This window comes from Acetobacter sp. DmW_043, from assembly GCF_002153485.1.
GTDB classification, from domain to species: Bacteria; Pseudomonadota; Alphaproteobacteria; order Acetobacterales; family Acetobacteraceae; genus Acetobacter; species Acetobacter thailandicus.
The window spans coordinates 128,528-142,515 of the sequence record NZ_JOMN01000016.1 but is presented as its reverse complement, the minus strand read 5'-3'; the positions used below and the strand labels follow the sequence as shown (position 1 = coordinate 142,515).

Annotated in this window: 13 protein-coding genes; 7 read left to right on the top strand and 6 right to left on the bottom strand. The window is 50.8% G+C overall.

Annotated elements, in window-relative coordinates; all coding sequences use genetic code 11:
* Positions 1-47 precede the first annotated feature (47 nt).
* Complete coding sequence (locus tag HK11_RS07030; RefSeq protein ID WP_086554634.1) at positions 48-566, bottom strand: hypothetical protein; 519 nt, start codon at positions 564-566, stop codon at positions 48-50.
* A gap of 482 nt (positions 567-1,048) precedes the next feature.
* Here HK11_RS07030 and HK11_RS07025 point away from each other — a divergent pair, with 482 nt between their 5' ends.
* Complete coding sequence (locus HK11_RS07025) at positions 1,049-1,555, top strand: hypothetical protein (protein WP_086554633.1); 507 nt, start codon at positions 1,049-1,051, stop codon at positions 1,553-1,555.
* Between the two features lie 84 nt (positions 1,556-1,639).
* On the opposite strand, the gene HK11_RS12460 is transcribed toward HK11_RS07025, so the two are convergent.
* Complete coding sequence (locus HK11_RS12460) at positions 1,640-1,789, bottom strand: hypothetical protein (RefSeq protein ID WP_198943235.1); 150 nt, start codon at positions 1,787-1,789, stop codon at positions 1,640-1,642.
* Positions 1,790-2,025: 236 nt separating this feature from the next.
* On the opposite strand from HK11_RS12460, the gene HK11_RS07020 reads away from it, so the two are divergent.
* Positions 2,026-2,454, top strand: coding sequence for a DUF2946 family protein (locus tag HK11_RS07020; protein WP_086554632.1), 429 nt, complete (start codon positions 2,026-2,028; stop codon positions 2,452-2,454).
* A 102-nt stretch (positions 2,455-2,556) separates the two neighbouring features.
* Positions 2,557-4,743 carry a TonB-dependent receptor gene (locus HK11_RS07015; protein ID WP_086554647.1) on the top strand — a complete coding sequence of 729 codons (2,187 nt, stop codon included), beginning with the start codon at positions 2,557-2,559 and terminating at the stop codon, positions 4,741-4,743.
* 110 nt (positions 4,744-4,853) lie between these two features.
* Here HK11_RS07015 and HK11_RS07010 read toward each other — a convergent pair whose 3' ends face one another.
* A complete protein-coding gene (locus tag HK11_RS07010) occupies positions 4,854-5,267 on the bottom strand; it encodes an acyl-CoA thioesterase (protein WP_086554631.1) in 414 nt (137 codons plus the stop codon).
* Positions 5,268-5,494: 227 nt separating this feature from the next.
* Between HK11_RS07010 and HK11_RS07005 the strand changes: the two genes are divergently transcribed.
* Complete coding sequence (locus tag HK11_RS07005) at positions 5,495-8,449, top strand: ATP-dependent DNA helicase (protein WP_086554630.1); 2,955 nt, start codon at positions 5,495-5,497, stop codon at positions 8,447-8,449.
* A gap of 93 nt (positions 8,450-8,542) precedes the next feature.
* On the opposite strand, the gene HK11_RS07000 is transcribed toward HK11_RS07005, so the two are convergent.
* Positions 8,543-8,746: a cold-shock protein gene (locus tag HK11_RS07000; protein WP_086554629.1), complete on the bottom strand. Its 204-nt coding sequence runs from the start codon at positions 8,744-8,746 to the stop codon at positions 8,543-8,545.
* A 410-nt stretch (positions 8,747-9,156) separates the two neighbouring features.
* On the opposite strand from HK11_RS07000, the gene groES reads away from it, so the two are divergent.
* Positions 9,157-9,447 (top strand): co-chaperone GroES, encoded by a 291-nt coding sequence (gene groES / locus HK11_RS06995; RefSeq protein WP_086554628.1) that lies wholly within the window; start codon positions 9,157-9,159, stop codon positions 9,445-9,447.
* A gap of 57 nt (positions 9,448-9,504) precedes the next feature.
* A complete protein-coding gene (gene groL, locus HK11_RS06990) occupies positions 9,505-11,154 on the top strand; it encodes a chaperonin GroEL (protein WP_086554627.1) in 1,650 nt (549 codons plus the stop codon).
* A 113-nt stretch (positions 11,155-11,267) separates the two neighbouring features.
* On the opposite strand, the gene cysE is transcribed toward groL, so the two are convergent.
* Positions 11,268-12,029: a serine O-acetyltransferase gene (cysE, locus tag HK11_RS06985; RefSeq protein ID WP_086554646.1), complete on the bottom strand. Its 762-nt coding sequence runs from the start codon at positions 12,027-12,029 to the stop codon at positions 11,268-11,270.
* Positions 12,030-12,164: 135 nt separating this feature from the next.
* Positions 12,165-13,400, bottom strand: a complete 1,236-nt coding sequence (locus HK11_RS06980; protein WP_086554626.1) for a UbiH/UbiF/VisC/COQ6 family ubiquinone biosynthesis hydroxylase — start codon at positions 13,398-13,400, stop codon at positions 12,165-12,167.
* Positions 13,401-13,624: 224 nt separating this feature from the next.
* Between HK11_RS06980 and HK11_RS06975 the strand changes: the two genes are divergently transcribed.
* Positions 13,625-13,963 carry a P-II family nitrogen regulator gene (locus HK11_RS06975; RefSeq protein WP_086554625.1) on the top strand — a complete coding sequence of 113 codons (339 nt, stop codon included), beginning with the start codon at positions 13,625-13,627 and terminating at the stop codon, positions 13,961-13,963.
* Positions 13,964-13,988 lie beyond the last annotated feature (25 nt).

The window sequence follows — 13,988 nt, the reverse complement described above, 5'->3', positions numbered from 1 at the left end:
TTCCGTCTCCTTCTTCCATCTCTACAATATGGGAAGAGTTTCAAGATCTAACAGGCCCTAGCGCTTATTCCTTTCCTTATAGTGTTACCCAGACCAATATCAAGAACACCACTACCCGTTACAAGCAAAGGCCCATTAGATGGAGCAGAGTTATCAGTAATATCATCTAACTGATCAACTGTAACACTCTCATAAATATTGAGCGTACCGCCACTGACCTGGACATCATTTAACCATGAACCTGTAAACGCAGCTGAACCGCTGTTAACGGTTAAACCAAAAATACGAGCCTGACTTGTTCCGCTGACAACACCATCATCCAGCGTTACATCTTTCGAAACCGAATCATCTAAAAGATTAAGCTCTCCGCCACTGACACTCACACCATCAATAGCCGCTGTGAAGTCCGTATCATTACTATACGAATCTAGGGCACTTACAGTTGCACCAGATTCGATAACAGAACTCTGAAGAGACCCTCCATCCTGTATTATATAAGTGCTGCCACTCGTTACATTGATATTAGCACTTGTTTGCCCTGAACTGATATTAATAGTGGTAGACATAGCGTCTTCCTAATTTAGTTTGATTAATGTTAACTTAAACCTTTAAATATATTAAGATTTTAATAAACAAAACTTAATTTATATTAAAAAATTTTAATATATTAAACCCGAAGCAGCATAAAACATTAAATGTTTGTTAATTGTTTGTAAAAAATCGACAAAAAAATATCGCAATCTTTATTAAATAAAAATAAAAATATTTACATGATTATAATAATAAAATTAAATATTGAAAAATAATTTAAATTATATTGTTTTATATTTATTTTTTATTTTTACCCTTCTTTTAAAGATGAATATTTACACAAATTAACTGGAATAAAATATGAATCAATTTTACTCCACAACCCGACATCATGTTACATCTAACACACGTCAGTAGCAGCACAATGAATGACCGCAAAGCTTAGGCACTCCCTCGCCTTAGCTCTTATTTTAATATACGCTTAATTCAATCTTAATGAGGCCTCGGGGAGAGCAAAGTGAAACGTTTTTTCATTCTGGCTACAGCACTATCTTTAAGTGCATGCGCGAGCCCTAAGCCCATCAATAAATGGGCGCCCTGTGGCCTGACTGAGCAGCAGGGATTCTATCTTGAATCACATGGGTTAATGAACCCCATTGAAGCTCAGGACTGGATTGTTGCCGGTGTATCCAGCCCCGAACAGATTATTGCATGGCGTGCAACGGGTCTGTCATCTCTGATGGCAAGCAAATTTATACAGGCCGGCATTACCACACCTGAAGCTGCACGTTCATGGCTTTATGCTCTTAATGCTAATCAGTCTCCCGCCACCCTAAGTGTGGCAACCATAAAAACATATAAAACTGCCGCAGATACCGGAACCGTCACCCCTGCGAATATTGGCAGTGTCATTCACTCACTGAATATAGACAGAAACAATACACGTAAGGTGCTTGCCATTGCTAAAAGCGTCAACCAGCAGGGGTTAAGCCCGGCTAAGGCGGCAGAGCAGCTAAAACTCTAAAATACAAAAACTATATATGACCATAAACTGCACAATAGTTTGTGGTCATACTATCCGCTCCCGACAGAGCAAGAAAAAATTCTATTATGTAAACCACCAGCTGGTCACAACAGCTGCTAAGGCCACACCGAGAAGAAGACACACAGGAAGCATCAGGACAGACATTAAAGACTCTCCTTCTTCCGTCATACCCAGGTCCACATCATCTTCATCGAAATCTGTCTGGTCTTCCATGCAACTCAATCTATGCCATAGCTTAAAAGTAAGCGAGTCAATTATATCACTCTGCGTATAATACGATGTGCAGGCCCATACTGCACAAGGCAGAACAGTCATAAACAACCGTAAAAAATATTAACCGCCACGCCACGCCATTCGCAAAACGCAGAAGACGTGCGTCTTACTGACATTGTCAGCCGTACTCTCTTGTTTTAAAGCAGAGCATTACACACAACAGAGTATCTTTTATAATGTACCAGAAGCGCGTCAGTAACAGATGGGGAGTTCAGCTTGCGCTGCGACTGCTTATCTTTCTGACGCTTACAGGTACAGTCGCACAGGTTCTGCTTCAGGGCTTTACTCTCCCTGATGAAATGCCCCGCGCGGCTATCGAGCGCCTGACCGGCATTGATATTAACCCGCAGCACCAGACTGACTGCACCATAATGCCGATGATGCACATGCATCATCATCACGGGCATCATCACGGCCCGTCGCACGAAAGCTGTATCCTCTGCCCACTTCTGGTCATGACAGCGCTTATTCTGACAAGCCTGCCGGCCCTGCCTGGTTGCTCTGCCGAACGATACAGGCAGGAGCATCAGTCTTATCAGGCCAGAGCACCTCCCCCTGCTCCGCGCACGTTACCACCGTCGCGCGCTCCCCCCTTATCCTTCTGAACTGACCACACCGCCTTTTTTCCTGCGCTCAAAGGGTTGCTGCCGGCTGCCCTGCACACCCCGAACGAAGTGAAAAAGGCCGCGTATTTTTTTCTGTTCAGGATGATACCAATGCTTTTCACCGCAAAGCCCTGCGGCTGCGGTCGTATACGATCACACTATGCTGCATTTACATGCCTTCTGCTGGCAACGACGCCTTATACCTGCCTGACGGCAGCGTATGCAGACACACTGACACCTGTCGTCAGCACAATGACACATCCTGTGTCTCCCGCACCGGGGCAGCCCGCACCTAAAGCCGAAACGATTATCGTTAACGGCATACGCCATAGCGCCATTACCAGCCCTGACACAGCTAATCTGCTCAAAAACAGCATGGGGTACAGCAGCTACTCTGCCGGGGGTGTCTCTTCCCTGCCGGTTCTGAACGGTATGGCAGATGACCGGGTCAACACCCTGGTTGACGGCATGAACATTCCCCCTGCCTGCCCCAACCACATGAACCCGGCCATGTCGTATGTCGACCCTGACAGCGTTTCAGAAGCCGTTGCTATTGCCGGCATTACACCTGTCAGTCTTGGCGGCGACAGTACCGGCGGTACTATTCAGATCAGGCGCAAGGACCCGCTTTTTGCAAAAGCAGGTAAAATTCTTGTCACTGGTCATGTTCGTGCTGACTATAAAAGCAACGGTGCCGGGTCAGGTGTTTCCGGCAGCATTACCGCTGCTAACGACACGATAAGCCTGCGCTATACCGGGTCATATGCCCACGCCACCAATTACCGCGCCGGGGGCGGCACTCTTGTACGCTCAACCAGTTATCTCAGTTACAACCATGCTGTAACGCTTGGGATTCATAAAAAGAATCACCTGCTTGCTATCACTTTCGGGCAGCAGGACATTCCCTACGAAGGTTTTCCTAACCAGTATATGGATATGACCAACAACCGCTCCACGTATGTTGATGGTAAGTATAAAGGTGACTTTAACTGGGGCACCCTTGAAGTGCAGGGATACTGGCAGCGTGTTTCACATGTCATGAACATGCTGGGCGACAAAGGTGGCCACTCGGCAACAACCGGCATGCCCATGAACACTGATTCACGCACAGCCGCCTATAACATTCTTGCCACGATACCACTCAGCACCAGCCACACCCTAAAAGCCGGCAGCTCTTTTAACCATAACGGGCTGAATGACTGGTGGCCACCACTACAGGGCAGCATGATGATGGGGCCGAATACCTATAAAAACATCAACAATGGCCATCGTGATCATCTGGGACACTTTGTCGAATGGAATGCCCGGTGGACCTCTCGTTTTTCTACGCAGCTTGGCGTGCGCAATGATATTATCATGATGAACACCGGCCAGGTGACCCCCTACTCATGGAGCGGCATGATGTCAGCCGCTGATGCTGCGGCAGCCCGTAATTTTAACGCCGCACGCCGGGGGCGCACTGATGTCAACTTTGACGTAACCGCCACCGGAAAGTGGCTGATTACTGACAGTCTTTCACTTGAGGGCGGATACGCCCGCAAAACCCGCTCACCTAACCTGTATGAACGCTATGCATGGGGCCGTGGCAGTATGGCTACACGTATGATAGGCTGGTTCGGTGATGGCAACGGCTATGTCGGCAACCTTAATCTCAAACCCGAAATTGCCAACACCATCAGCGCGACACTCGACTGGCATGACCCTTCTTCTCAGAAGTGGAATATCAGCGTTCAGCCCTTTTATACCTACACGCATAACTATATTAATGTGATACGCCTCTCTTCAGCGACCGCATCACCGGCAACACTTCAGTTCGTTAACCACAACGCCCGCAGCTACGGTATCAATGCCAGCGGACACCTGAATTTGTGGGATACAAACAAATATGGCAGAGCTGACCTGAAAACAAACCTTAACTGGGTCAGAGGGCAGGATCTGGTTACCCACTCAGGGCTTTACCATCAGATGCCGGTTAACGGCTCCGTTCGCCTGACAGAAACTTATGGCAACTGGTCAGGGCGTATAGACCTCACACTTGTCAAAAGTAAAACAACCGTTGACTGGCTGCGCAATGAACCGCGCACACCAGGTTATGCCCTGCTTGGGATAGGCAGCAGCTACCGATGGAAAATGTTTACCATTGACGGCAGTATCGACAATATTATGGACCAGAAATATTACCTGCCACTGGGTGGCGTTGATACAGGTGTTTATAAACAGACCGGTTCTTTCGTCCCGCTTCTGGGGTTTGGCCGCTCCTTCAACCTCAGCCTGACAGCATCATTTTAAAACTTCAGCCGTAAGATCAGCGGGGCTGGATAAAGCAAAGAATAAAGGAAGACACACAATACACCCGGTGATGACAGTGCCTTATCAGGCACTGTCACGATACCCGCTGATTACACCTGCTCAGGCACAGGCGTTGGTTTATTGTTTTCATCTACAGCAACAAAAACAAAACGCCCTTTTGTAACAAGCCGCAACCCGGGGTCACGGCGCGGGCGCGCCCATGCTTCAATATTGATTGTCAGCGACGTGCGACCAATCTTTCCGATCGATGTATAAACTGTCAGCTCATCACCAACAGCAACGGGTGCATGAAAAGAAACCGCATCCATCGCTATTGTTACAGTTTTGGCACGGGCACGCTGCGTAGCAACAGACCCTGCAGCAAGATCCATCTGCGAGATAATCCACCCACCAAAAATATCACCGGCGGGGTTTGTATTTTCGGGCATAGCAATCACACGAATAGTGACATCCCCTACCGGAGCAGTCTGCACCTGCTCCGCACCTTCTGCTACATGGCTCATATGTGTGCTGTAACCTTCCCCTTTTTATGTCTGATTTTGTACTTTGTTCGTAAAAATCATGACACATGCGTCTAAAACTTATCTGCTCCGAACAGCTGCCCTGACCTGCTCAGCCGTTAAAAACGTGTCCGGCACTGTGCCGAAATTACATGTGCCGGTAAAGTCAACATTACGACAGTGAACAAGGCTGGCTCTTACGAAGCTTGTTGCGTATGAAGGGTAAGATCATGCCCAGCTCATTCCCCTCTGCCCGATATGCACCTGCCCTTATGGTTCGCCAGCACCTCTTCTCTTTACTCACAGAAGATGGCGAACTTCTGACGCTTTCAGCCTCAGAAGCATGCAGGCATTTGCGCACGATGACACCCCCTCTGGTTGTCAATGCACCCGACACACTCTCTGAGCTGGGCCTGCGCACGTCTGAGCAGCCTTTTCCATGCTTCGACCTGCTTGAACTCTACACCTTTGTCTATCCGGCCCGGCCCGTCGTACCAACGCCACGCGGACTGGCTATTGCCCTGGGTCATGAGCCTGATGATATCCCATCCGAAGAGGCAGACCTGTTACATACTCTGCTCTCTCAGATACTCGCCGACCTTGAAACGCTGAGCAACGGCCCGCAGGCAGAGTTTCTCAACGCTCTGACAATACGCCTTGGGCAGGCAGAGTGGCCATGGGCCAGCACAGTTGCAGAGTGCATCAGACTAAACAGCAGGCTTACGTCATCAGGAAAACTGCCTGATGACGCCATGCAACCGGCTGATGCGCTGCGTATCTGGCATAAACTTCCCAAATGGGAAGAAGCAGCCCCCCGCCCCCCTGCCTCAGCTTACCCGATCACGGCGGCTGAAGCCCGCACACGCCTTGCTGCCCTGCTGGGAGAAACAGCAGAAAACCGTGCCGGCCAGGCTGACTTCTCCAGTGTGTCAACCATTGCTTTTACACCAGCAACACATGCCGCAAGCCCCTCGATTGTGCTGGCGGAGGCCGGTACAGGCACAGGTAAAACTCTGGGCTACCTTGCACCGGCCAGCCTGTGGACCGAACGTAATGACGGCACGGTGTGGATCAGCACCTACACACGCCACCTGCAACGTCAGATAGAGCAGGAAACGAAACGGATTTTCCCTGATGAAGCCACCCGCCGCCGCCATGTTGTGCTGCGGAAAGGACGTGAAAATTATATGTGTCTTCTGAATATGGAAGATATCGTCAACAGCGCCGCTTCCCGCCCGGCACGCCTGACTGTCGCACTGGCTATGCTGGCCCGCTGGGCCATGGCCTCAGCCGATGGTGATCTGACTGGTGGCGACCTGCCCGGCTGGTTTGGCTCAGTCTTCGGGCATAATATTACATCAGCCGTCGCAGACCGGCGTGGTGAATGCATCCACGGGGCATGCGCGCACTACCAGCGCTGTTTCGTTGAACACACCATCCGGCGCGCACGTGAAGCCGACCTGGTTATTGCTAACCATGCTCTCGTTATGGCGCAGGTTGCCTATGCCCGCCATGACGGGGACGCAACCGAAGAAACTCCGCAGGAAGAGACGATCCCCTCCCATTATATTTTTGACGAAGGCCACCACCTTTCAGATGCCGCTGATGGCGCTTTTTCAGCCGAGCTTTCAGGGCTTGAAGCAGCTGAATTACGACGCTGGCTGCTTGGTGCAGAGGGCAACCGCTCTCGTGCCCGCGGGCTGAAGCGCCGCCTTGATGACCTCGTATCCGGCCACAAAAAACTTGAAGCACAGCTGGATTCCGCTCTTATGGCAGCCCATGCCCTGCCTGCACCAGGCTGGTCCGTTCGCCTTAATGAATCGGAAACAACGCAGGAAAAGACAGACACGCCTGAGGAGGCGGACACCACACCACCAGCCCCGAAACTTGAAAACCCTACTGAAGTTTTTTTACGCCTTATTCGCCAGCAGGTCATGGCACGCAACCAGACAGACCAGAGTTACGGCACAATAGAATGTGACCTGCACCCGCCCCTGCCTGAACTGACGCATGCAAGCCATACACTGGCCCAGGCCTATATGCAGCTTGCTCAGCCTTTGCGGGCATTAGCCAGTGCTCTGAACTTCCGCCTGCAGGACGAAGCTGATACGCTCGACAGCACAACACGCGGACGTATTGAAGCCATGGTGCGCTCACTCCAGCGCCGTGCGATCACCCGCGTGGAAGCATGGATATCCATGCTTGAAACCTTTGACCAGCCAGCAAGAGAACCTGGCACTATGCCTGAGCATGTTCATTTTCTGCGCCTGACCCGACGGGGCAAGCAGCACCTGATTGAGCAGGATGTCGGCCTGCACCGTCACTGGCTTGACCCCACTATTCCATTCGCGGGCATTATGGCATTACCCGCTCAGGGTCTGCTGATTACCTCAGCTACTCTGCGTGATCGTTCAGAAAGTGCCGACCCGCCAGCGTCCTCGACACCCGCACAGGCAGAGTTTGATACTGAGGAAGCTGAACGCTCATGGGCTGCGGCTGAAGCACTAACCGGAGTCTGCCATTTTCCTGCCCCGGCAGTACGGGCCAGCCTGAGCAGCCCTTTTGATTATGCCAGCCAGACGCGAACCTTCATTATTAACGATTTAGACCATAATAATCTGCATGATCTTTCTGCTGCTTTCAGAACATTATTCACAGCGTCTGGCGGCGGCGGACTGGGTCTGTTTACCGCCATTTCACGCCTGAAGGGTGTGCACTCTCATATTGCTACCCCCCTCAGAGAACAAAATATCCCCCTTTATGCACAGCACGTTAACGCCTTGGATAATGCAACACTGATTGATATTTTTCGCACTGAAGAAAATGCCTGCCTGCTGGGTACGGATGCCATGCGAGACGGCGTTGATGTACCAGGCCGGGCCTTAAGGCTTGTCGTATTTGAGCGTGTTCCCTGGCCGAGACCGGACATTCTGCACAGAGAACGCCGTGTGCATCTGTCAGGTGGTGACCCCAAGGGATATGACGACAGCATCGCCCGTATGAAACTGCGGCAGGCTTTTGGCCGTCTTATTCGCAGTCAGTCAGACCGCGGTGTATTTGTATTGCTGGACCGACGCACACCCTCACGTCTTCTTTCTGCTTTTCCGCATGGTGTCAGCCCTGAACGCAGGGGGCTGGCGAAAGCCGCTGAAGAAATCAGAAGCTTTCTACTCCCGAAAGATTAAAAACCTTCCGTCTGAAATTCAGCTCTTCTCTACAGAGAGTCATGCTTCCTGATTAAAGGTCACATGCACCCGCAGAGAAAATTATATTCAGACTCAGAGTGTTTTAAGGTTTGTAGCAGCTTCTTTACCACGCTCTGTAACCAGGTCGTAAGAAACTTTCTGATTTTCATCCAGGCCGCGCAGGCCAGCAGCCTGAACAGCTGTGATGTGCACGAACACGTCTTTACCGCCTTCTTCTGGGGCAATAAAACCAAAGCCTTTAGTGGCATTAAACCATTTAACTGTTCCGGTAGGCATCTGCAGGTAACTCTCTTATAGTCTTCTCCCTGCCGGACAAACCGCATGGCCGGCTGCAGGATTATTTATTCCGGCCATGAAGCTCTGCAAATGTCAATAAAAATACCACCCTGCCTCAGGGCGGAAATGGCAGAAATGGCGTTTACCTGCTGATTATATTGAGGAAATAAAGTTTGTAACGGCAGCAGATATCGCTTCAGATATGAACGCTCAGATAACAAAACAAAAAATCAGAAAGTTTTTTTCTCCCTTCCTTGACTTGTCTGAGAGGCAGACCTATCTCCTGATTTGGCACTCCCGGGGTGGGAGTGCTAACGTAACGCGGCGTGTGTTACGCGCGGTAAACGCAGATGGTATAGCTTCCTGATAAGGATACCATCGCACAGATAAGAAACGTGGAGAGATCCATAATGACGAAATTTCGTCCTTTGCATGACCGTGTGGTCGTGCGTCGTCTCGAAAGCGAAGAAAAGACTGTTGGCGGCATCATCATTCCTGACACGGCTAAAGAAAAGCCTATGGAAGGTAAAGTTGTCGCTGCTGGTCCTGGCGCCCGCAATGAGCAGGGTCAGATCGTAGCGCTTGATGTTAAGGCTGGCGACACCATCCTGTTCGGCAAATGGTCCGGCACAGAAGTGAAGATCGACGGTGAAGACCTGCTGATCATGAAAGAAAGCGACATTCTGGGTATTATTTCCTGAGTGACGTGTCTGTGAGACGCTTTTCAATATTCAACCGATCCTCACTGGAGAAATTCTATGGCTGCTAAGGACGTAAAATTCGGTGCTGATGCACGCCAGCGTATGCTGCGTGGCGTTGACATCCTGGCTGACGCTGTAAAAGTTACACTTGGCCCAAAAGGTCGTAACGTAGTGCTCGACAAGAGCTTTGGCGCACCACGCATCACAAAAGACGGCGTGTCTGTTGCTAAAGAAATCGAACTGGCTGACAAGTTCGAAAACATGGGCGCTCAGATGCTGCGTGAAGTTGCATCTAAAACCAACGATGTTGCTGGTGACGGCACCACAACAGCCACCGTTCTGGCTCAGGCTATCGTTCGTGAAGGCCACAAAGCTGTTGCAGCTGGCATGAACCCGATGGATCTGAAACGCGGCATCGATAAAGCTGTTGCATCAGTTATCGAAGAGCTGAAGAAAAACGCAAAGAAAATCACCACACCGGCTGAAACAGCTCAGGTTGGCACGATCTCTGCAAACGGCGAAAGCGAAATCGGTAAAATGATTTCAGAAGCCATGCAGAAAGTCGGCTCTGAAGGTGTTATCACCGTTGAGGAAGCTAAACACTTCCAGACCGAGCTGGACGTTGTTGAAGGCATGCAGTTCGACCGCGGCTACATCTCTCCTTATTTCGTGACAAACACGGAAAAGATGACAGCCGACCTCGAAAACCCCTTCATCCTGATCCACGAGAAGAAACTCTCTTCTCTGCAGCCAATGCTGCCACTGCTGGAATCAGTTGTTCAGTCTGGCCGTCCGCTGCTCATCATCGCTGAAGATGTTGACGGTGAAGCTCTTGCTACCCTCGTTGTTAACAAACTGCGTGGTGGCCTGAAAATTGCTGCGGTTAAAGCTCCTGGCTTTGGTGACCGTCGCAAAGCTATGCTCGAAGATATCGCTATTCTGACCGGTGGTCAGGTTATCAGCGAAGATCTGGGCATCAAGCTGGAAACCGTTACTCTGCCAATGCTTGGCACAGCGAAAAAAGTACGCATCGACAAAGAAAACACAACCATTGTCGATGGTGCAGGTAAAGCTGACGACATTAAAGGTCGTTGCAAGCAGATCCGCGCTCAGATCGAAGAAACAACCTCTGACTACGACCGCGAAAAACTGCAGGAACGTCTGGCTAAACTGGCTGGTGGTGTTGCTGTTATCCGCGTTGGTGGTTCAACAGAGATCGAAGTTAAAGAGCGCAAAGACCGCGTTGACGATGCTCTGCACGCAACCCGTGCAGCTGTTGAAGAAGGCATCGTTCCTGGCGGTGGTACGGCTCTGGCACGTGCAACTCTGGCTCTGGCCAAACTGCACTACCACAACGAAGACCAGCGCGTTGGTGGCGAGATCATCCGCAAAGCTCTGCAGGCTCCTTTGCGCCAGATCGCTCATAACGCTGGTGAAGATGGTGCAGTCATTGCCAACAAAGTCCTTGAAAACACGGACTATGCATTTGGTTTTGATGCTCAGGCAGGTGAATACAAAAACCTGGTTGAAGCCGGCATTATCGACCCTGCTAAAGTTGTGCGCACAGCCCTTCAGGACGCAGCATCTGTTGCTGGCCTGCTGATCACAACCGAAGCTATGGTTGCTGAACGCCCTGAGAAAAAAGCAGCTCCTGCTGGTGGCCCGGACATGGGTGGCATGGGCGGCATGGGCGGTATGGATTTCTGATACCACTGTCGTCTTTCCTTCGGAGTGCTTCCGCACTCCGAAGGGGGATACAAAAAGGGCGTGCCGCTTTCATCAGTGGCACGCCCTTTTTTACATCCTCTGTGAAATACAGATCAGATAATATAGTCAACCGGCGGAAGAATCTGGTCCATTGTCAATGCAGGCATGCCTGAATGACGTGTACCGACCTTGCGGGCCGGGTTACCAACAACCGTAGTAAATGCGGGTACATTTTCGAGAACAATAGAACCCGCCCCCACCTTGGCGCCTTCACCCAGCTGAATATTACCAAGCACCTTTGCCCCGGCACCAATCAGCACACCCCGGCAAACCTTGGGGTGCCTGTCACCACTATGCTTACCCGTACCGCCAAGAGTTACCCCCTGTAAAATCGATACATCATCTTCAATAATACAGGTCTCACCCACCACAATACCGGTACCATGATCAAAGAGAATACGCTGACCGAGACGGGCCGCCGGGTGAATATCAACTGCAAATAATTCAGAAGCCCGGCTTTGCAGATGCAAAGCAAGGTGCCGCCGCCCTGCCCGCCAGAGCCAGTTCGCCACACGGTAGCTCTGCACCGCGTGATACCCCTTAAAAAACAAAAAAGGGGTCACAAAATCAGGGCATGCAGGGTCACGCTCACGAATAGCAACAAGATCAGCGGCTGAGGCGTACACTATCGAGGGATCAGCCCGGTAAGCCTCAGCCACAAGCTCTGATAATGCCGAAACTGCAACAGAGTGATCGCCAAGTTTACGACCCATAAGAGCTGCCAGAGCTGAAGCAAAATCAGCATGGTTGCGCACGCCGGTTGCCAGGAGGCCTTTGACCAGAGGGTCATAACACTCACAGGCCTGCATCGTCATATTCTGCCACAAAACATTCAGCCAGGAGGCTGCGGTCTCAGCCTCAGCAAAATAACCTGAGAGAACCTGAGACGGCTGATTACGTGTCACTCACAGCTCCTTTCCGGGCAGCAGCAATAAAAAAATCGGTTTACCCTACACGCCCATCGCGTGACGTACAAACGCGCGACGCAAAGCAGGAATACGATTAACGCCCGCCAGCCCGAGATCTCTTGTCAGACGCAGAAGAGGGTTATTATTGCTAAACAGCCTGTCAAGCACATCAGTAGCCGCCAGCATCATCATATTTGCGGGGCGACAACGCGCCTGATAACGGGCAAGCAGTGCAGGAGAGCCATAATCTTCCCCTCTCTGATGTGCTTTTATCAAAATATCACTCAAAGCAATAACATCACGAAAACCAAGGTTAAGCCCCTGCCCCGCAATAGGATGAATACCATGGGCAGCATCACCAATCAGCAGCAGTCGTGTCGCGGTATAACGCTGTGCATATTGCGCTGAGAGCGGATATGTCCAGCGACGACCCACGGGGGTCACTTTACCCAGGCGTGAATTACCCATACGACGCTCAATTTCGCGGGCAAACTGATCATCCGGCAAAGCCGCAAAACGCTCAGCGACACCGTCTTTATCACTCCAGACGATTGCTGAAAGGTTAGGATACTCCTCTGTTCCGGCCATAGGCAGCTGCGCAAAAGGCCCGGCTGGCAAAAAATGCTCCAGGGCAGCATTATCATGCGGATATTCATGGGCAATGGCCGCGACAATTGCCGTCTGCTTATAAGCCAGACGTGTCAAAGGAATACCGGCCTCATTACGCAGCCGACTTTTACGGCCATCAGCAGCAACAACCAGAGAAGCCTTGAAGCTTCTGCCATCATGCAAACGAATAACCGCTGTATCAGCCTGGCGTTCAACCTTCACTTCAGCGGGAGCCAGAACTGTAAGATTAGCCTGGTGATGCATGGCTTTATTGAGTGCCATACGCAGACCGCGGGCTTCTGCCATCCAGCCAAATGGCTGACTGGCATCCTGACGGGTGAACTCTACAAACAATGACGAGGCAGGCTCACCGGGGCGGCCATCTGTTACAAGAATCTCTTCAATAGGGCATGACTCAAGTGGCAGGTGTTCCCACACGCCGGCATCCTCCAGCAACTGCCGGGGACCGGCCGCAATGGCATAAGCCCGCCCGTCAAAATCAGGATGCTCCATAGGCTCAAGCGCCATGCGATCAACTATAGCTACTTTAATACCGGCTCTTGCCAGACGACAGGCCAGAGCCGCTCCGACCGGACCAGCTCCGACAACACACACATCAACATCAGTCAAAGATGGTGTGTCAGACGTGATTTCAGATGCAGCAGCCATAACTGTTTTTCCTCATATACCTGGCAGAGTATTCTGCTGCCCGCAGCACAAAGCACGAGCACAGTTTTCACTATCTAGACCATCCATCTTCAGATGCCAAAGAAGAAGACTCGTCAACACCGGAAAATTCTGGCAGGATGTTTACAAACAGTTACATTCGTCACAATTATTCATTTTTTACAAAAAGATAAAACGGCACATAAAACTCAGGGAACCAGACTGCAATGAAACTTGTGACTGCAATTATCAAACCCTTCAAGCTCGATGATGTGCGTGAAGCGCTTGCTCCGCTGGGCATTCAGGGTCTTACCGTCTCAGAAGTCAAAGGGTTCGGACGCCAGAAAGGCCAGACCGAGATTTACCGTGGTGCAGAATATCGTATCAGCTTTCTGCCCAAAATTAAGATCGAGGTTGCTGTCTCTGATGCCATGGCAGACCAGGCTATCGAAGCGATCCTAGATGCGGCACACACAGGCAAAATTGGTGATGGCAAGATTTTTGTCAGTGAACTGACGCGTGTTATCCGTATCCGCACACGTGAAACCAACGACGAAGCACTGTAATTTTTACTACTTATCGCACCAGAGA